This window comes from Faecalibaculum rodentium (assembly GCF_001564455.1).
Classification (GTDB): Bacteria; Bacillota_I; Bacilli_A; order Erysipelotrichales; family Erysipelotrichaceae; genus Faecalibaculum; species Faecalibaculum rodentium.
Genome location: NZ_CP011391.1, coordinates 517,075 through 535,531, shown reverse-complemented (window position 1 = coordinate 535,531; position 18,457 = coordinate 517,075). Strand labels below are relative to the sequence as shown.

General features: G+C 54.5%; 15 protein-coding genes and 3 tRNA genes. 9 read left to right on the top strand and 9 right to left on the bottom strand.

Annotated features, from left to right (window positions below):
• Nucleotides 1–101: 101 nt before the first annotated feature.
• Together aalo17_RS02655 and aalo17_RS02650 are read left to right on the top strand one after the other, a co-directional pair.
• Entirely contained in the window at nucleotides 102–716 is a 615-nt protein-coding gene (locus aalo17_RS02655) for a glycerol-3-phosphate acyltransferase (protein WP_158507687.1), read from the top strand.
• Complete coding sequence (locus aalo17_RS02650) at nucleotides 704–1,828, top strand: MGDG synthase family glycosyltransferase (RefSeq protein WP_067555247.1); 1,125 nt, start codon at nucleotides 704–706, stop codon at nucleotides 1,826–1,828. The genes aalo17_RS02655 and aalo17_RS02650 overlap by 13 nt, the downstream gene beginning before the upstream one ends.
• A 139-nt stretch (nucleotides 1,829–1,967) precedes the next feature.
• On the opposite strand, the gene aalo17_RS02645 is transcribed toward aalo17_RS02650, so the two are convergent.
• Nucleotides 1,968–2,450, bottom strand: a complete 483-nt coding sequence (locus aalo17_RS02645) for a hypothetical protein (RefSeq protein ID WP_067555244.1) — start codon at nucleotides 2,448–2,450, stop codon at nucleotides 1,968–1,970.
• Nucleotides 2,451–2,560: 110 nt separating this feature from the next.
• On the opposite strand from aalo17_RS02645, the gene aalo17_RS02640 reads away from it, so the two are divergent.
• Entirely contained in the window at nucleotides 2,561–3,247 is a 687-nt protein-coding gene (locus aalo17_RS02640; RefSeq protein ID WP_067555241.1) for a DUF1292 domain-containing protein, read from the top strand.
• A gap of 132 nt (nucleotides 3,248–3,379) precedes the next feature.
• On the opposite strand, the gene aalo17_RS02635 is transcribed toward aalo17_RS02640, so the two are convergent.
• Complete coding sequence (locus tag aalo17_RS02635; RefSeq protein WP_082743198.1) at nucleotides 3,380–4,879, bottom strand: glycoside hydrolase family 1 protein; 1,500 nt, start codon at nucleotides 4,877–4,879, stop codon at nucleotides 3,380–3,382.
• 241 nt (nucleotides 4,880–5,120) lie between these two features.
• Complete coding sequence (gene ltrA / locus aalo17_RS02630) at nucleotides 5,121–6,434, bottom strand: group II intron reverse transcriptase/maturase (protein WP_067555238.1); 1,314 nt, start codon at nucleotides 6,432–6,434, stop codon at nucleotides 5,121–5,123.
• A gap of 259 nt (nucleotides 6,435–6,693) precedes the next feature.
• On the opposite strand from ltrA, the gene aalo17_RS02625 reads away from it, so the two are divergent.
• Entirely contained in the window at nucleotides 6,694–7,824 is a 1,131-nt protein-coding gene (locus aalo17_RS02625; protein WP_067555235.1) for an IS110 family RNA-guided transposase, read from the top strand.
• Nucleotides 7,825–9,059: 1,235 nt separating this feature from the next.
• On the opposite strand, the gene aalo17_RS02620 is transcribed toward aalo17_RS02625, so the two are convergent.
• Nucleotides 9,060–9,362, bottom strand: a complete 303-nt coding sequence (locus tag aalo17_RS02620) for a PTS lactose/cellobiose transporter subunit IIA (RefSeq protein WP_067555232.1) — start codon at nucleotides 9,360–9,362, stop codon at nucleotides 9,060–9,062.
• Nucleotides 9,363–9,614: 252 nt separating this feature from the next.
• Between aalo17_RS02620 and aalo17_RS02615 the strand changes: the two genes are divergently transcribed.
• Together aalo17_RS02615 and aalo17_RS02610 are read left to right on the top strand one after the other, a co-directional pair.
• A tRNA-Arg gene (locus tag aalo17_RS02615) sits at nucleotides 9,615–9,691 on the top strand.
• 122 nt (nucleotides 9,692–9,813) lie between these two features.
• Nucleotides 9,814–9,890 (top strand) — tRNA-Arg (locus aalo17_RS02610).
• Nucleotides 9,891–10,006: 116 nt separating this feature from the next.
• Here aalo17_RS02610 and aalo17_RS02605 read toward each other — a convergent pair.
• Nucleotides 10,007–10,750 (bottom strand): ATP-grasp domain-containing protein, encoded by a 744-nt coding sequence (locus tag aalo17_RS02605; RefSeq protein WP_067555229.1) that lies wholly within the window; start codon nucleotides 10,748–10,750, stop codon nucleotides 10,007–10,009.
• Nucleotides 10,751–10,957: 207 nt separating this feature from the next.
• Nucleotides 10,958–12,235, bottom strand: a complete 1,278-nt coding sequence (sstT, locus tag aalo17_RS02600; protein WP_067555226.1) for a serine/threonine transporter SstT — start codon at nucleotides 12,233–12,235, stop codon at nucleotides 10,958–10,960.
• A 151-nt stretch (nucleotides 12,236–12,386) separates the two neighbouring features.
• Between sstT and aalo17_RS02595 the strand changes: the two genes are divergently transcribed.
• The 3 genes from aalo17_RS02595 (at nucleotide 12,387) to aalo17_RS02580 (ending at nucleotide 15,056) form a co-directional block, all read left to right on the top strand.
• Nucleotides 12,387–12,462: transfer RNA gene (locus aalo17_RS02595), tRNA-Ala, on the top strand.
• 361 nt (nucleotides 12,463–12,823) lie between these two features.
• A complete protein-coding gene (gene uraA / locus aalo17_RS02585; protein ID WP_082743197.1) occupies nucleotides 12,824–14,158 on the top strand; it encodes a uracil permease in 1,335 nt (444 codons plus the stop codon).
• Nucleotides 14,145–15,056 carry a patatin-like phospholipase family protein gene (locus aalo17_RS02580; RefSeq protein WP_203225838.1) on the top strand — a complete coding sequence of 304 codons (912 nt, stop codon included), beginning with the start codon at nucleotides 14,145–14,147 and terminating at the stop codon, nucleotides 15,054–15,056. The genes uraA and aalo17_RS02580 overlap by 14 nt, the downstream gene beginning before the upstream one ends.
• Nucleotides 15,057–15,179: 123 nt before the next feature.
• On the opposite strand, the gene aalo17_RS02575 is transcribed toward aalo17_RS02580, so the two are convergent.
• The 3 genes from aalo17_RS02575 to aalo17_RS02565 all read right to left on the bottom strand — a co-directional run bounded on the left by aalo17_RS02575 (nucleotide 15,180) and on the right by aalo17_RS02565 (nucleotide 18,354).
• Nucleotides 15,180–16,523, bottom strand: coding sequence for an ATP-grasp domain-containing protein (locus tag aalo17_RS02575; RefSeq protein ID WP_067555220.1), 1,344 nt, complete (start codon nucleotides 16,521–16,523; stop codon nucleotides 15,180–15,182).
• Nucleotides 16,524–16,628: 105 nt separating this feature from the next.
• Entirely contained in the window at nucleotides 16,629–17,819 is a 1,191-nt protein-coding gene (locus tag aalo17_RS02570; RefSeq protein ID WP_067555217.1) for a glutamate-cysteine ligase family protein, read from the bottom strand.
• Nucleotides 17,803–18,354 (bottom strand): DJ-1/PfpI family protein, encoded by a 552-nt coding sequence (locus aalo17_RS02565; RefSeq protein WP_067555214.1) that lies wholly within the window; start codon nucleotides 18,352–18,354, stop codon nucleotides 17,803–17,805. Before aalo17_RS02565 ends, aalo17_RS02570 begins: the two co-directional genes overlap by 17 nt.
• Nucleotides 18,355–18,457 lie beyond the last annotated feature (103 nt).

Genomic DNA, 18,457 nt, shown 5'->3' with positions numbered 1-18,457 from the left:
CCCGGCCGGTCCTCTCTCTGCCGATGGTTCCGGCCACCGCCAGAATCGTGACAGAAGTCTCACAGCGGCCGGTTTGTTATCATAAACCCGAAAGGAGTCCCATGTCTAATACCATCTTGTGGATCATCCTGGGGTATCTCTCCGGGTGCATATTATATTCTCAGCTCGCCTGCCAGCTGTTTCAGGTGCCGGACATCACAAAGCTGTCCCCCGATGGAAATCCGGGTGTGTTCAATGCCTTCCAGAACGGCGGGTTTGCCGTCGGCCTGTTCACCCTGGCAGGCGACCTTCTAAAAGGTGCCCTGCCTCTGTTTCTCTGGCGCATGACGACCCCCGGCTGGAAAGAGAATACCCTGCTGCCGCTGGTCATGGCCGCTCCCGTCATGGGAACACTGTGGCCAGCCTTCCGGCATTTCTCCGGCGGCAAAGGCATCACCGTGAGCTTCAGTGTCCTGCTGGGGCTGGTCCCCGACTGGCGTCCGGTGCTGCTGCTCGCAGCCTGTTTCCTGTTTTTTTCCCTGATCCTGGTGGTGGATTCCCACTACTACCGGACACTGGTGGCGTTTACCGCATTCCCCGCAGGCGCGTGTCTCTCTGGCCTGCCACCGATGCTGACCGCGGGATGCCTCCTGCTTTCCCTCTGCGTGCTCACAAATCTCGCGCTGAAACACCGCGAAGCCGGAATCCTGGAGGTACACCTGTTATGGAAGCACTGATCCTGTCCTGCTCCACCGGAGGAGGCCACAATGCGGCGGCCAAAGCCGTTCAGGATGCCCTGTCCAGGCAGGGACATCATGCGATCCTGCTGGACCCCTACAGTCTGCAGGGGCAGGCAGTGGCGGACAAAGTCGGCCGGTTTTATGTGGACTTTGTCCGGACCGTCCCGCGGCTGTTCGGCGTGGTGTACAAACTCGGGGAAGCCTACACGAAACTGCAGGAGCACCTGCCCCATCATTCCCCGGTCTACCTGTTTCAGCGAAAAACGGCCAGGACGCTGAAGCAGTATCTGGAGAAAAGCCAGCCGGATGTCATCGTGACCACACACGTCTTTGCGGGAGAAATGCTGACGATGCTCCGGAATGAGGGCATGAAACTGCCGCCGGTGATCTATATCGCCACGGACTACACCTCGATTCCCTTTACACAGGAAGTCCAGGCCGACCGCTACATTGTGGGGCACAAGGACATTGTCCAGAGCTTTGTGGCTGCGGGACTGCCCGAATGGAAGATCCTGCCCTACGGGATCCCCGTCAATGAAGCCTTCCAGAGCCGCATGAGCCGCCCCGACGCCTGCCGGTGGCTGGGGCTGGATCCCGCAAAGCGTCACATCCTGCTCTCCGGCGGCTCCATGGGATTCGGGCTCGACGGCATGATCCGGACTCTGCTGCCTGTCCTGGAGGAACACCCGGACACTGTGCTTCTGGTGCTCACCGGCAGCAACGAAGAACTGCAGAAATCCATTCACGAAAAATACCCAGGTCCGCAGATCCGGGCCCTCGGGCCAACGGACCAGATGCCGCGCTATCTCCAGGCTTGTCAGGTGCTGATCACCAAGCCCGGAGGGCTTTCCACAACGGAAGCCTGTGTCAGCCAGATCCCCATGGTGCTCGTCCATCCCATTCCCGGGGTGGAGACCATCAACGCCAGGTTCTTTGAATCCCACGCCATGGCCCGGTGGGCCCGGGATCCGGAACAGGACCTGGCAGACATCCTTCGGGAAGTGCTGGCAGATCCTGCGCCCATGGAACAGGCACAGGCCACGCTGCAGTCCAATGCAGCCCTGCGCACTGCCTCCCTGTGCAGTTCCCTGGTCCGCCGGAAAGGGTGAGACAGCAGACAGGACCATCTTCCGGTCTCTCATTGTGCAGGCAGAACCGCTCTGCCTGCTTTTTTCTGTTCCTGTCCAACCTGAAGGCTGCGGATACAAAAAGCCGGTGTCGATGCACCGGCCATGGGAGCTGCGGGTGTCAGCAAAGGAACAGTCTGGATTCAGGGCGTGCGATTTCCGGGTTCCAGAACAGAAAGTCCTGGGTCCCGTGCTCTTTGGCGACGCTTTCCAGAAACTGTGGCGTACTCATGAAATCCATTCCCATCTGGTTGGTTTTGTCCAGATAGCGGATGTCTTCATGGCTCACCAGACCCACCATCATTTTGTTGGAAGCCACAACAGACCAGACATACATCTCGCTGTTCAGGATCCTGTCAACATCTGACTTCAGGTCCGCCAGATCCTCCTGCGATGTCCCGTATTCCTGTGTCCAGTTGCCGAAGGATAGAATGGCACCGGAGGAACAAGTCTGGAGATACAGGTTTTCCAGACCTACCGGGTTGATCACAGCGAGGATTTCCTCATCCTGATGCAGGCTGGTGAACGCCGGCATCAGAGGGCTGAACACTTCAAGCTCTTCCTCTTTCAAAAAATCTTTCATCATTTCAGAGATTTGATTCATGTGATCCACCTCCTGATGACAATCAATTTTCTGAAGACAGGCTTTGTCCTGTCCAAGGTATATATAACATGGAACTTTGCAGAAAAGAAGGCTGCTGATATAGTGAAGACATGCAGGACAATCAAATCATCATAGAAGACAGGACCTACGACATCCTGTTCACCTTCCGGTCTCCGGACCAGAAACTCTTCCTGCTGCTCCAGGATGGAGAGCAGGTCTTCGCCGTCCGGTACGAAGAAGACGAAGCCGGACAGCCGGAGTTGTACCCGGTCACCGACCGGCAGATCGAGCGCATCACCGCCGCCTACAACCAGGCTGTACAGGATACATTCTACGCCAATGGCATCCCTTACCGCCGGCAGACGGAAACCGCCGGGTTTGTCCTGGCGGCCAGCGAAGACAGACCTCTTGTCTATGTGCCCTTTTCCAGGGAAACCCGCGAACCGGTGTATCTCGATGAAGCAGGGCTGCAGTTTGTCAGGGAAAGCCTGCGGGCGCAGCTGGAACTGGACCGGCAGGTGCTGCTGGAAGCAAAACCGGGAATTGACGATCCGGAAAAAATCCAGGGAGAGGCTGTCTGCGAATTCGACGGCATTTCCGTGTACCTGAATTTCCGGCTGGACCAGGCCGGAGAGCTGGTGTTTGTGGAACACGGCAAACCGGTGGTCAGACACGACAGACAGGAAGAGCTGCAACAACGGTTTCTGGACTGGGAAAAGACCCAGTACCGGGAAGCTGCAGCGGTCACTGTGGAAAACGCTCCGGGCGCACCGGATCCGGCAGCTTTTGCGGCCTGAAGACCGGGCACCGTGCCCGCAGCCATCACGAGAAGAACCAGAACAGGCACCACGCACCGGGGTCATGAAGTCCCGGGCACGGTGCCTGTTTTCTTTATTCCCGTTCTGTCCATGGCGGTCAGCCAGGCATCATCAGCCGGCTGCTGCCTCTGTATCGCCGCCCATATCCTGGTCCTGCCTGTCATCCGACTGAGCAGTTTCGCACTCCAGCTTTTCTCCATTGGAGGCAATCACATCCCGGTACCAGTAAAAACTGTCCTTGGGCCGGCGCCGTCCGCCGTCTTTCATATCCACATGGATCAGTCCATAGCGCTTTGAGCGCTCGCCGGTGGAATTGGAGACAAGATCGGCGGCACTCCAGACCAGATACCCCAAAACCGGGATGCCGTCCTGAATCGCCAGTGCCACCTGGTTGATATGCTTCTTCAGGAATTCAATCCGGTATGGATCGCGGATGCGGTCTCCCTCCAGCACATCCTGACTGCCCAGGCCATTTTCCACCACAAAGACCGGGAGAGAATACCGGTCATAAATGGTATTCATGAAAATGCGCAGACCTTCCGGATCATAGACATTTCCCCAGCTGTCTTCCTGCAGCTCCGGATTCTGTCCCGCTTCCCGTCCATGTTCCCGGTCCGCCATGAGGCTGTTGTAGTACGTGAAGGCATAAAAGTCGATGGTCCCCTTTTTCAGGACCTCCCGCTCACTGTCGGTGATGTCCAGCACGATTTTGTGTGCTTTCCAGTGCTTGGGTGCGAATACCGGGTAGGCTCCCTTGACCATCACATCCCCGGCATAATATACATTCCGTTCCCAGGACGCCAGCGTGGCCTGTACATCCTGGGGAGAGGGTGTTTTCGGGTACACGGTCTGGGCCATGAGGATCCCGCCAATGCGGTTTTCCGGATCGATTTCATGTCCGATCTGCACTGCCATGGCACTGGCCACCAGCATGAAATGGGTCTGCTGATAGGCATCCTGCCAGATTTCGGGTGAATAATTCTCGGGATCGAGGTCGATCTGAGCGATCAGGCTGTTGATCTCGGAAAACGTCATCCAGTACTTCACAAGGCCGCGGAAAGACCGGAAACAGGTTTCCGCATACTTTACAAACAGGCGTACCGTTTCGCGGCTGCTCCATCCCCCAAGCTTTTCTTCGAGATACAGCGGTGTGTCTCCATGCCACAGCGTGACCATGGGCTCGATCCCCCTGGCCCGGAGTTCCTCGAAGATCTGCCGGTAAAAGGCAATGCCGTCAGGATTCGGTTCCTCTTCGATGCCATGGGGGAACAGGCGGGACCAGGAAATGGTCAGAAGAAACGCCTTGAAACCCATCTGAGCAAACAGGTCGATGTCCTGCCGCCAGTGGTGATAGAAATCACTGCCCTGGTGGTTGGGATAGTCGTAATCCTCCAGCACCGCATACTGCGCCTGCGCCGGGAGCGTGAAGCCGATGGCCTGTGACGCATGCGGGCTGCCAAATTTGTCGATCCATGTGATCTTGCGGTCCTTCTGTCCCGCTGTCATCACGTCCGTGAGAGCCATGCCACGTCCGCCTTCATTCCAGCCCCCTTCATACTGGTTGGCGGCAGTGGATGCTCCCCATAGAAATCCTGCCGGAAATCTCTGCATGGTATGTACCCCCTCATGTTTGCTTTGTTTCTGTGTTTATTGTAAATCCAATGACAGCCCCCGCAACAGGGCAGAGAATCAAAAAACGCCCGTATGATACAACCTGTTCATCTGCCATTGCCGGAACAGAAATAGAGTAGAGGGGAAATTCAGTGATTTCCGCCCCTCTCGTTGAACCGTACGTACGGATCTCGTATACGGCTCTACAGTTATATTGCCCTTGCGGGCATTCATGAATTTGCTATGATTTATTCTGTAAGTTCAGGTAACACCCGACCGGGTCGATCAGACCCGGTCGTTCTTTTTCCTTGTTGGGTAACGCAAGAACCTTTGGTGATAAGATGAAATTCACAGTCCTCCACCCAGTAGTTCGCCACAGGCCAAGTCTCGAGTTGGCAGTCTGCCGTATCTCTTCCTTGGAAAATCCCGTTTTGAACTGCTTGTTCAGAATCATGAGATTCTTGAAGAGCGTTTTCGGTCTTTTCCATTGCTTAAAGATCACTACCCGAATTTTGTGTCTTAGCCACTGTCCAAATTCTATTAAGAATCTTTTCATGGAACCAATACTGAAATAGTTGATCCATCCTCTGACTTTCTGATTAACTTTCGTAAACAGATAGGATAAAGGCATGGCAGCGGCTTTCCGACGGCACAGGAGCTCTTTCATATTCTTATAGAGTCTCTGTTTTCTGTCGTTTGCCGGCTTGCACTTCCATCCGTCTCTACCCTTCCAGAAAGTGAATCCAAGGAATGTACTTTCAGGTGGTCTGACTACATGCGTTTTGGTTGGCGAAACCTTCAGGAACAGTTTCCGTTCGAGCCAAGAGGATACAGATCTCATTACCCGGTTGGCGGCCATCTCACTTCGGCAGTAGATCGTGACATCGTCAGCGTATCTGACAAATCTCAATCCTCTGTTTTCAAGTTCCTTGTCAAATACATCCAGATAGATGTTGGCAAGGAGCGGCGAAATATTACCACCTTGGGGCGTCCCTAGGTCATTTCTATTCAGTTTCCCCTCTTCCATGACTCCGGCTTTAAGGAAAGAACGGATCAGGTGAAGGGTCTCCTTTTCATTGACCTTCAGGCGAATGATCGAGATCAGTTTGTCGTGGTTGACCATATCAAAGAACTTTTCAATGTCCAGGTCCACGACCCACTCATATCCTTCGTTGAGATATTCCAGAGTTCGCTCGATGGCCTGATGGGCGCTTCGACCTTCTCTGAATCCAAAACTGCTGTCACTGAACGTGGAATCAAATATCGGATAAAGTATCTGATACGTAGCCTGCTGGACGACCCTGTCTACGACAGTCGGGATGCCCAAGGGCCTCTTTTTCCCATTTGGCTTGGGAATATAGGCTCTGCGGACAGGACTGGGCTTATATTTCATTTCCCGGATTTGTTCTGCAAGTTCATCCCCATTCACCTCCATCCATGCTCTGATCTCATCAACGGGCATGTCATCGATTCCCGCTGAACCGCGGTTTGACACTACCTTTCTGATGGCCTTCTCCATGTTGGAGGATTCCAGAATCAAATCTGACAATCTCATTTTGCGTTTCCTTCTTTCTTACAGAGACTCCCTGTCCGTCCCCATCCATTTCACCGGCTCCGGTTACGATCCTTCACCTTATGACTATTCTGACTTTCGGACTGCAGGGTAATTACTCAAAAGCGATTCGCTCACTATAACCGGCAGGAGCCTTCAGACAATATGAAATGACCTCCTGATTGTAGCAACGTGGATTTACCCTTACACTGCAGTCAGGAAACAAACAGAGCGGGGATTACCGCATACAATCGGAGGTCACATGACAAGAATAATCAAAATCGGAATGGATGTCCACAAGGACAGTTTCACCCTGTGCGCTATGGAGCCCAAATTCGGTGGTAAAGATATTATCTTCTCCACCGTTAAAATCGGAGCAGATGTAGATCTGGTCATCGACTATATCAAAAAGCTCAAAGAGAAACTTCAGGATAGCAATCTTGATATTGAATGCGGTTATGAAGCTGGATGTCTGGGATATGTTCCCTATGCAGAACTGAAAGCCAGGGGAGTCAAATGCATCATCCTGGCTCCTACTACGATGATGGCACCTCAGGGTAAAAGGGTAAAAACGGATGCCAGAGACGCTTTGATGATTGCTCAGTGCTTAAGCTACGGTGGCTATAAAGCTGTTCATATTCCTACTGATCAGGATGCAGCAGTCTCCGGCTATCTGAGAATGAGAGATGATCATAAATCAGCTCTGAAAAAGATCAAGCAGCAGATTCTTTCTTTCGCACTTTACAATGGACTGCGTTGTGAAGCGAATAACTGGACGCAGCTGCACCTTCAGTTCCTCAGGCATTGCCAGTGCAACCCGATTGTTCGGGAAACCCTGGACGATTATCTGCGTACTTATGATTATCTGAACAACCGTATTGATGAGATGAATCAAAGAATTCATGAGTTGTGCCAAGACAAAGCATACAGTGAAAACGTCAAAAAGCTTCAATGCCTGATTGGAATCAAAGAACAGACTGCTCTTGCTCTGATTACTGAGGTAGGAGATTTCACCCGATTTGATAAAGGCAATACCCTTGGCGCCTATCTTGGCCTGGCTCCCGGAGAGCAATCCAGCGGCGCAAAAACGGTACGAACAGGTATCTCAAAAGCCGGGAACAGATTTGTTCGAAAGCTCCTGACGGAAAGCGCCCAAGGGATCTGCAAGGGCAGGATCGGATACAAATCCAAGGATCTGAAATCAAGACAGCAAGGAAACTCGAAAGAAGTAATCGACTATGCAGATCACGCCAACGAATATATGCGGCGAAAATACTACCGGCTGATGCGTAAAGGAAAGAAGCACAATATAGCTGTATCTGCCATTGCGAGAGATCTTTCCTGTTTTGTCTGGGGACTTATGACGGATAACATTTCCATTGCCAGAGACTGAGTTTCAACAATAAGCAATTTGTTTCAGAAACAACGAGTTTTAACCTACAGCCTGCCATTTTGGTTCATATTTTTGACAGCAGTTCAGAGAAGCTGCATGTGCAAGGTCTGAGTGATGAGCGATAATTCTATGTCGGCCTGCTTAACAGCAGTGATCCACGTATTCAGACAGCTCCACTCCTGGCGAACCATTGACCTGTTGGTAACCAATCCACGTATAACAGAGTGGCCAAAAGCCGGGACCAATTTCCTTGCAGCTTCTGTAAAGTGCTGTCAAGCTTAGAACTAAAATGATGATCATCAATGGGGGTAAGGGGGCACTATACCTTCTCACTCACTCTTGACAAAGGTCATTTCATAACAGAAGCACAATATAGCTGTATCTGCCATTGCGAGAGATCTTTCCTGTTTTGTCTGGGGACTTATGACGGATAACATTTCCATTGCCAGAGACTGAGTTTCAACAATAAGCAATTTGTTTCAGAAACAACGAGTTTTAACCTACAGCCTGCCATTTTGGTTCATATTTTTGACAGCAGTTCAGAGAAGCTGCATGTGCAAGGTCTGAGTGATGAGCGATAATTCTATGTCGGCCTGCTTAACAGCAGTGATCCACGTATTCAGACAGCTCCACTCCTGGCGAACCATTGACCTGTTGGTAACCAATCCACGTATAACAGAGTGGCCAAAAGCCGGGACCAATTTCCTTGCAGCTTCTGTAAAGTGCTGTCAAGCTTAGAACTAAAATGATGATCATCAATGGGGGTAAGGGGGCACTATACCTTCTCACTCACTCTTGACAAAGGTCATTTCATAACAGTATTACTACCTACTATGCTCCGCTCTGACTTCTCGCAGTAAACATTTTCGGACCGTATGCCACTGGCACCACCATCGCTGTTTTTAAAGCTTATTGGACTGACGTCTGCGAGATCTCTCGGGGTAAGGCACACATCTTTCTCTGCACAACCTCCTGATTTACCGTCTTGGTTTTACGTTTGCCTTTTGGGCTTTGGTTTGTGTTGCAACCTCACCCGCCATTTGGCCTTGTATCAGGTTTCTGTTCGTAGGCTCGTCAGATTGGCTACACCGCTTCTTCCATCCCAGCCTCGCGGCTTTCGACTTGCGGTTCACTACACTTGGCGGCAAATACCCGTGCCCGGACTTTCACCGGCTAGATGTGCGTCATGCCCGACACACAACAAAAAAAACGGCCGGAGCCGTTTTTTTGGATTTTCAGTCGTTTTCGGAATGATACTTCTCGACCATCTCGTGCACCAGTTCTGTCGCCAGGATGGAAGACATCAGGTGATCGCGGGAGTGTTCCCGAACATGTTCGCGACCTGTCATATCGAAGGTCAGCAGTTCAGTCTCCGCCTGCTGAGCAGCCGAGCACGCGGCATCGCTGATGGAAAGAAGGCGTCTGGCTTCTTCCAGTTCTCCATCCTTCGCTTTCTTCAATGCCTTGTAAGCCAGATCTTTCGCCTGGCGCGCGTTCTTCAGGATAGAAAAACTCACCATATCCGGATATGTATCCATATTCTGCCCTCTCTGTTCTCTTGTACAACTTTCGACAAAATATTAACTCTGTTAAACCCCTGACGCAAGCACCATACACTTTGTTTCATTACAATTTTTCATACAGTTTTCACACAAAAGCTGGAGCAAAACTCAGGATTCACGGGTTAATTTATGTTACCGTTTTCATTCCGGCGGCAAGCGGATAAAACAGAGTCAGGCAGGTTGCAGTTGCAATTGGCGGCCGCAACTGATAAGATAATCGTGTTGACTGCGCTCGTAGCTCAGCTGGATAGAGTATCAGATTCCGATTCTGAGGGTCGCAGGTTCGAGCCCTGTCGAGCGCGCCATCAAAAAAGCAGCAGGAGCCGAAAGGCTCCTTTTTTTTCATGCACGATTCACGCCGCCAGTTGCCTCATCCCCGGTACCAGTCTTGCCAAAACCGGCTGTGAATGCCATAATACTGCCATCTGTCGTCATAGCTCAGCCGGATAGAGCAGCCGCCTCCTAAGCGGCAGGTCGGAGGTTCGAATCCTCTTGACGACGCCATTGTCCACAAACTCCTCTGCATCCATGCAGAGGAGTTTTTCTTTGCCTTCCGACCGGTTCCGCGTGCACGGAAAAAGACAAAAGCACCGGAAAGCCGAAGCCCTCCGGTGCCTGCCTCAGCGATACACCCGGTCAAAGTCGCACTCATCTTCTGTCTCTGTCAGCTCCGCCCATCGGGCGCTGAGGAGCTTTGCATAGAGAATTTCCTGCAGACCATAATTGCCTAGCGCATAGCCGTCGTTGATTTCAATCAGCAGTGTCCGCCCATCTGCAGTCACCCCAAAGTCCGCAGCATATCCCGCCGGACCTTCGGCATATTCTCTGACCGCCTGCTCCACAACAGCCGGATCCGGCATGAGTCGCCAGTCGCCTCTGTACCGCTTCATGTCCAGGATCCTGCCATATCGGACATAGACACGCCATTCCGACACAAAGTCCACGACTTCAGAGCACCAGGCCTCCAGGTCACCCCCCTGCAGACCGCCACCAACCAGATCGGCAGGACTCTGCACCACGGTCCCTGTGAAGGCCTTGTCCAGTCGGGACTTCACAAACACCGGCCAGGTCTCCGGTGCACAGCTGACGGCGTTCAGCGTGGATGCCCAGATCTTCCGTCCGAGGAATGCCTGCAGCTCTTCGGGATAGTCCAGGTCCGGATACACGTGCCCCAGGTCTTTCAGCCGGTGCTGTACGATGCCCACATACCCGACGATCACATCCTCCGGCCTGCTGTCCTGAATCTGTGCATAGTCGGAAAACGCCACGGTCTCCCATCCCATTTCCTGAAATCCGTACCAGGCAGATGCAAAGTTGTGATTGTGCGGCATCCCATCGGGATACGACTGAATGTAGGCCTTCATGCTGTGTCTCCTCTCCGGCAGGCAGATCCCGGCTGGGTTCCGGACCGCTCCCGCTACCCGTCCATTGTACTTGAATCAGCAGCCACGGACTGCAGCCAATGATGACGGAACCGTCACGTTTACAAACCGTTCCCATCTCCCGGAGGATGACGTGCGACAAAAAAGCACAGCTTCCGCCTGAAAGCTGTGCCTGTTTCAAATCCTGTTTTACCGTTTGCTCCGGCTGTGTCTGTCCAGGAACTCCGGCAAAGGCCGGCCTTCCCGTTTCCACTGCATGAATTCCGCCGTCGTCGTGAACGCCGCATCACCCGCAGAGTTCAGCGCCGTTTCCACCGAATCCTGCACTACGCCAATGATGAAGCCCACAGCCACGACCTGCATCGCCACATCCTGGCCGATGCCAAACAGCGAACACGCCATGGGAATCAGCAGCAGACTGCCGCCGGCGACTCCGGACGCTCCGCACGCCGCAAGTGCCGAGAGCACAGAGAGAATGATCGCCGCGGGAATCGACACCTCAATGCCCAGGGTATGTGCCGCAGCCAGCGTCATGATGGTGATTGTAATGGCGGCACCATCCATATTGATCGTGGATCCCAGGGGGATGGAGACAGAATAGAAATTGCGGTCCAGTCCCATTTTCTCGCAGAGCTCCATGTTCACGGGAATGTTCGCAGCGGAACTGCGGGTGAAGAACGCCGGAATGCCCGATTCCCGCAGGCAGCGGAACACCAGGGGACAGGGATTCACCCGCAGGCAGAGGAAAATCACCAGCGGAGACACCACCAGTGCCATGATCAGCATCGTCGCCACAAGCAGCAGCAGGAGCTTTCCGTAATCCGTGAAAATGCTCAGCCCGCTCGTGGAAACCGTGGTGAAGATCAGCCCCATGATGCCAAAGGGAGCCAGGTTTATGACCCAGCGCACGATCACGCTCACGGCATCCGCCACATCTGCCATGAACTGCCTGGCTAAATCCGAGGCCACGGCCTTCATGGCAAATCCGAAGAGCACCGCCCACATCAGGATCCCGATGTAGTTGGCCTGCGCAATGGCGTCGACGGGATTGGCGACGATGTTCATGAGCAGGGTGTGTATGACGTCCCCCAGTCCCTGGGGAATGGTGTCCGACGCTGCGGCATCCGCCAGCACAATCGTCTGCGGGAACAGAAAACTCATGCAGACAGCCAGCACCGCGGCCAGAAATGTCGTCAGCATGTACAAACCAATGACAGTGCCGAACCGCTTGTCCAGTCCCTGTCCGTTCTGGGCAAGGGCGCTGGAGACCAGCACAAAGACCAGGACCGGGGCCACGGCTTTCAGCGCGCCGACAAAGAGGTTCCCAGGTTCTCCCAGCCAGGTCCAGCCCGGGAGCACAATGGCGAGGATCACACCGATGACAAGGCCGATGAAGATCCGGAGAATCAGGCTCGTGCTGTTGTATTTTGCAGCTGCCGCCTTCAACCAGTTCAAAATGCGTTTCATATCAATCTCCTGACAACGCACAATTGTAACACCGTATATGAACAGTTGTCTGTTTCGAGCATACATTTCTGAAAAGTTTTTCAAATTCCGCCCCAATATGCTCCTGCATTTGATTATCCCGGGCAGATTTGGTATCGTTTGGACTGTACATGGGGTGTTAGCTCAGCTGGGAGAGCGCTTGCTTCGCATGTAAGAGGTCACGGGTTCGAATCCCGTACGCTCCACCATTGTCCACAAAGCCCCTGTTTATGGGGCTTTTCTTTAATCGTGCAGCAAATCGTGCAGCATTTTGAGTAAAAGCGCCTCAATTGGGCGCTTTTTCAATATGCCGATGCTGGCTGGCAGGGCTGCAGATCCACTTCTCCTCAGATACATCACGAAAAAACTGCAGAAAACCGGAAGCAGGTCGTTGTCCCGGCTGTCGCGCAGAAACAACTGCAGACATCCCTTTCCTCTGCAGGTGACGGACCACTTCTGTTTCAGATGTTCCACAACTGTCAGCCAAATGACGCAAAATCATGGGAAGCCGTTTATCCGGCTTCCCAATTCTTGTATAATTGAGCGGAAAATCAGAAAGTGAGAGGTTTTATGGCGAAAAAAATCTATCAGGTGGACGAAAAAGTCCCCTCCAGCATGCTGCTGCCTCTGAGCATCCAGCACCTGTTCGCAATGTTCGGCGCCACTGTCCTGGTGCCGTTCCTCTTTGGCATCAACCCGGCCATCGTGCTGCTCATGAACGGCATCGGCACGCTGCTGTTCATCTTCATCACCAAAGGCCAGGCACCTGCCTACCTGGGAAGCAGCTTTGCCTTCCTGGCACCCGGCAATGCCATCATTGCCTCCTTCGGCTATGAATACGCCCTTGGCGGCTTCATTGCCGTGGGCTTCTGCGGATGCCTGCTCTCCTTCATCATCAAGAAATTCGGCACAGACTGGATCTCCGTGGTGCTGCCTCCCGCTGCCATGGCACCGGTTGTCGCACTGATCGGACTGGAACTCGCAGGATCCGCCGCCAGCACCGCCGGCCTGCTGGGTGATTCCGTCAGCATGGTGGACGTCACGGTGTTCCTGGTCACACTGGCAGTGGCTGTCATCGGCTCTGTGTGCTTCCGGAAGTTCCTGGCGGTGATTCCCATCCTGATCGCTGTCATTGCCGGCTATGTGACAGCCCTGTGCTTCGGTGCGGTGGATTTCTCCGCATTCCAGAACGTCGGATTCTTCCAGATGCCCAACTTCACGATGCCGAAATTCGACATCAATGCCGTGCTCATGATGCTGCCCGTGCTGCTGGTCATCGCCTCCGAGCACATCGGTCACCAGATCGTCACCAGCCAGATCGTCGGCCGTGATCTGATCAAAAAGCCGGGCCTGGACAAGACGCTGTTCGCAGACAACTTCTCCACCATGATCTCCGGCTTCCTGGGATCCGTTCCCACCACGACCTATGGCGAGAACATCGGCGTCATGGCCCTGACGGGTGTCTACTCTGTGCAGGTCATTGCCGGTGCAGCCATCATTTCCATCATCTGTGCCTTTATTGGCCCGCTGTCGGCGCTGATCCAGACCATTCCCAATGCCGTGATCGGCGGAATCTCCTTCCTGCTCTACGGCATGATCGGTGTGTCGGGTCTGCGGATCCTGATCGACGAGAAGGTGGACTTCGGCAACTCCATGAACATGGTGCTGACATCCGTGGTCTTTGTCACCGGTCTGTCCGGCATCACCCTCACCATTGGCTCTGTATCCCTGTCGGGCATGATCCTGGCTGCGCTGGTGGCCATGGGCCTCTCCCTGCTGTTCTTTGTCTTTGACAAACTCGGCTGGATCAACAAGGAAGATGCACCGGAGCCGGAGAATGAATTCACGGTTCTGGCGGACAACATCGCGGCGGAAAACGCCCGACGGGACCGTGAAAGCCGCTGAGAACGCTCCAGACCTGGCGCAGATCGCACCGGATCCCTGGCTCACAGGGCGCCCCAAAAAGACCTGCGTCATTGATGTGGGCGGCGGCCTGCGGGACATCTACGGTGCAGGGGTCTTCGACACCCTCATGGACCAGGGCATCACCTTCGATTTCGGGATCGGCATTTCCGCCGGCGCAGCGAATCTCTCGAGTTTTCTCGCCGGGCAGAAAGGACGCAACCTGGTCTACTACCGGGACTACTCACAGCGCCCGGAGTACATGAGTGTGCAGAATGTCTTCCGGAAAAAGGGGTTCCTGGACCTGGACTACATTTACACCACGCTCTCCAATACAGATGGCGAGTATCCCCTGGACTTTCCGGCAATCGATGCCAACCCCATGGATTTTGTCACGGTGACCACCAATGCCGTTACGGGACGGCCGGCCTACTGGCGAAAGAACCGCTACCGACAGGACGACTATGAGCTCATCAAATGCTCCTGTGCCCTGCCCTTTGCGTGTCATCCCCACAAAGTCATGGGGATGGAGTATTTCGATGGCGGCATCGCCGACCCCATTCCGCTGGAGAAGGCACTCGAATTGGGAGCGGAGAAAATCGTCCTCATCCTCACCAGGCCACGAGACATGCGCCGGACTGACAAGAAAGACCGCATGTACGCAAAGGCCCTGCGCCAGAAATATCCGAAGGTTGCCGCTGCCCTGGAACAGCGGGCCCGGGCCTACAACCAGGCACTGGAGAAAGCGCTGGAACTGGAAGAGCAGGGCAAAGTCCTGATCCTGGCACCGGTCAGTGACCAGGGTCTGAAGACACTCACACGGGATCCCGACCGGCTGCAGGCCATGTATGACAATGGCCTGCAGGATGGCTTTCTCGTCCGGGAATTCCTGGAAAACTGAGCCCGTCTTTCCTGCCCTGCACCCGGCAGCAGATTGCGAACCACAAAACCCGGAATCGACCGGACACCCTGCAGGTGCCGGAAGGTCCCGGGTTTTTCCTGTCTTGTGTGTACCCGCACCGGATCAGGAAGCCGCATCCTCCTTCACAAACAGCGTGGGAATGGCTTTTTCATTGTATTGCGTGCTCACCACACGGCCATCCGAGAGACGGGAATACACCCCGGCGAAGTCGCCGTTGTACACATACAGGCCCGTCATGTTGGTATAGGGAACAAAGGCATCGCTCACCAGCAGGTCCACATTCGGGGACTGGTACGGCTCTACATACTCCTGCACAAGATAGTGGCGGTCTGCACAGTTCTGCACCTCGCGCTCCCACTGATTCTGATGCAGGTCCTGTCCGCAGAACACGCCCCGGGCCGCATAGGAGTCCTCCGGCTTCAGGATCCACCGGTCCTTGTCCGTCTTCAGGACTTCCTCTGCCCGCTCTTTGGTCAGCCGGTATGTCTTCGGGAGGTGTTCGTTCAGGAATGTCTGCTCCTCTTCTGTGAAATACTTCTGCAGGATGGGATCCAGCAGCGCCATGTTGATGGCCTTGTGATGGATCACCTGCGTGGACAGCGGCCCGGCCATGACCATGGCTTCGTTGCGCATGGCGTCCAGAAACGGCGTCACCGAATCGTACCCCTCCATGATGTCCTTCGTCACCGCCCGACGATAGACCAGGTCATAGACCGTGCCCGTTTTCGCCGACTTCAGCCGCCCGTCTTCATAGACCAGGTCCCGGATATCCGTGACCTCGGCCGGGATCCCGCGTTCGTTCATCCGCAGACAGATCTGCTTCAGTTCCGAGAGATAGGCCTTGTCCAGGAAATCCGTAATGACCACAGACGGCGTGCGGTCGGTGTCAAACAGCTTCCTGCTCGCAGAATGCCACACCTCCAGCAGGGCATCGATCAGCGGATCGATGAGTTCCTCCTGGTCCACCGCCGGCTGCAGGGCCTGGAACACGTTGTTGTCCTCCAGGAATTCAGTCAGCCGCCGGTTTTCGTTCATGGCACTCGTGCCGTCTGTGTTGAATTCGCAGAATTTGAAGTCACCGGTCTCCTCGTTGTAGAAAATGTCCACCCGGGACACCGGAATGGGATAGGCCGAAGTCGCCTCCAGCAGAATCAGCTCCTGCAGCCGTTCATCAAAGGGAAAAAGTGCCCGGACTTCCGGGTCCTGCCGGTAGGCATCGATGGTTTTGTAGAAAACGGGCATCATCGTGCTGACGATGTCCTGAAACTTCTTCCGGTCGCGCTGGGAGAAGTACTTCGGGATATGCAGTGTGTGAGTGATGTTCGTGTGTCCGGCATTCAGCTCCGAATGGGCGATCCGCTGCTGGACCTTCAGAGCCGACGCTTTGGATTCCACCGGGTGCTCCTGTATGTATGCCCGGGACCGTTCTTCAATGTCTCTGTTCATGTCTGTTCTCCCTGTCTGGATTCCCGTTTCTTTCCGTGATCCCGGCTGTGCGGCCAGTCTTTCCAAGGCCGATGCCGGCTGCGCCTGCAGGCAGCCCCATCCGCTTCATCCTTCAAACATGTGCTTTCGGGCCATGATCTTTTCATGCAGCGGGGCATAGTGCCTGGCATCTGCAGAGGTCATGGCCTGTCGGGCCCGGCTGTCCAGTTCATCCAGAACAGCTGTCACGGGCTGTCCATAGATACCGGCATTCCAGTCGTCTTTGCGAAGGGCTGCCTTGGCTGCCTGGATCTCGTCGGCAGACTGTGCCAGGGACAGGACCCAGTCCACTGTTTCCCGGCTGTAGAACAGAGCCCGGATCAGTGCCGCATAGGCTGTGATGTACGGCGGATTCACGGAATCGGCACTGCGAATCTCGATAAAGTTCTTCACCCGCACATCCGGAAAGGCCATGGACAGCAGGTGCTGGATATGTGCCTTGTTCCAGCCGTATTTCTCCCCCGTCTGGCCAACGGTCAGATCCGGTTCCGGCACATAGGTTTCGCCGTCCACCATCAGGATCACCGGGATCTGTTCCAGCCAGTCGGCATAGCCCTGGTACCCGAATCCTTCGTCAAACAGTCCGTCGGGGATCCCGGTCCGGGCCGGATCGGTATCGGACCAGATGGAATCCCGCAGGAGGATATCCGGGTTGTCCTGGCCGGCGTAGTCCGGGGTGTTGGACATGAGGAACGCCAGGAGGGGGTGGAGAATGTTGGCGGCCCGCACTTTGCGGACAAAATCCGCCTCATCTGCATAGTCGATGGACACATGCACACTGGCGGTGGCTTTCATCATTTCCCGGCCGCGGTTTCCCGTGCGGGCAAACCAGGCTTCCATGTATTCATACCGGTGCTTGTCGATGCGCCGGACTTCATCTGCAGGCACGGTGGGCAGTCCCCCGGACCATACCACATCGGCACCCTGTGTCTCGACCAGTTTCATGACCGGTGCCATGGCCTGGTCATACCAGGCCTTGAGCTGGTCCATGTCCCGGGTGTAGAGGAAGGACACCTCGAACTGAGACCCGGGTTCCAGCGTGATCAGGGTGTGCGCATCCTGCAGGGCGATGAGCCTGCCGTCTTCATAAAACGCCTGGTCGTAGTCCGGACGCAGCACCTCGAGCATGTCCTCCACCTGTGAAGCCGTCAGTGGATGGCCCGAAGCGTGATCCAGCAGGAAGTGTTCCACCTCCACGCCCACACGACCGGTCTGAGGGGTTTCCCCGCTTTGGATGTACTCAGCAATCGGCGTCATAGTAAATGGATGCCTTCACCTGATCGGTGTGGTCTTTGCCCGTGAGCTTTTCCATCACCGCGAAGGCAAAGTCAATGGCAGCGGCGGCGGACTTGCCTGTGACCAGGTTTCCGTCAGTCACTGCGTAGTCTTCCTGGTATTCGCCGCCGAAGTCTTCGTTCATGGACTTGAAGCATGTATACTTCTTTCCCTTCAAAAGACCCATGCGGCCCAGGATCGTGGGAGACGCACAGATGGCCGCCAGTACTTTGTTTTCGTCGTTATAAAAGTTCCGGATCTGTTCACGGACTTTTTCATTTTTCTCCAGGTTCACATGCCCGGGACCACCCGGCAGCAGCAGGCAGTCAGCCTGGGAGAAATCGTAGTCTTCCATGGGAATGGTTTCCGAGAGAATCACGCCAAAGCGGCCGGTTTCCCCTGTCCGGTTTTCCGGCGACACCATATCCACATCTATGCCGCCGCGGCGCAGCAGGGCAATGGGGGCCATGGCCTCCAGTTCTTCAAATCCTTCATCCAGCAGTACAGCTGTTCTCATTACAATCACCACTTTCTGTCTGACCTGATTATATCAGCAGGAGACCAGGGAAGAGACGGCACAGGCACTGCCTCAGGACAAGGAGGTCAATGTGCACTATACT

Coding starts and splice junctions, on each gene's coding strand:
- aalo17_RS02625 (WP_067555235.1), top strand. CDS start 6,694: ATGACAAGAATAATCAAAATCGGAATGGATGTCCACAAGGACAGTTTC.
- aalo17_RS02575 (WP_067555220.1), bottom strand. CDS start 16,523: ATGAACAGAGACATTGAAGAACGGTCCCGGGCATACATACAGGAGCAC.
- uraA (WP_082743197.1), top strand. CDS start 12,824: ATGGCGAAAAAAATCTATCAGGTGGACGAAAAAGTCCCCTCCAGCATG.
- aalo17_RS02635 (WP_082743198.1), bottom strand. CDS start 4,879: ATGCAGAGATTTCCGGCAGGATTTCTATGGGGAGCATCCACTGCCGCC.
- aalo17_RS02655 (WP_158507687.1), top strand. CDS start 102: ATGTCTAATACCATCTTGTGGATCATCCTGGGGTATCTCTCCGGGTGC.
- aalo17_RS02620 (WP_067555232.1), bottom strand. CDS start 9,362: ATGGATACATATCCGGATATGGTGAGTTTTTCTATCCTGAAGAACGCG.
- aalo17_RS02640 (WP_067555241.1), top strand. CDS start 2,561: ATGCAGGACAATCAAATCATCATAGAAGACAGGACCTACGACATCCTG.
- ltrA (WP_067555238.1), bottom strand. CDS start 6,434: ATGAGATTGTCAGATTTGATTCTGGAATCCTCCAACATGGAGAAGGCC.
- aalo17_RS02570 (WP_067555217.1), bottom strand. CDS start 17,819: ATGACGCCGATTGCTGAGTACATCCAAAGCGGGGAAACCCCTCAGACC.
- aalo17_RS02565 (WP_067555214.1), bottom strand. CDS start 18,354: ATGAGAACAGCTGTACTGCTGGATGAAGGATTTGAAGAACTGGAGGCC.
- sstT (WP_067555226.1), bottom strand. CDS start 12,235: ATGAAACGCATTTTGAACTGGTTGAAGGCGGCAGCTGCAAAATACAAC.
- aalo17_RS02650 (WP_067555247.1), top strand. CDS start 704: ATGGAAGCACTGATCCTGTCCTGCTCCACCGGAGGAGGCCACAATGCG.
- aalo17_RS02645 (WP_067555244.1), bottom strand. CDS start 2,450: ATGAATCAAATCTCTGAAATGATGAAAGATTTTTTGAAAGAGGAAGAG.
- aalo17_RS02605 (WP_067555229.1), bottom strand. CDS start 10,750: ATGAAGGCCTACATTCAGTCGTATCCCGATGGGATGCCGCACAATCAC.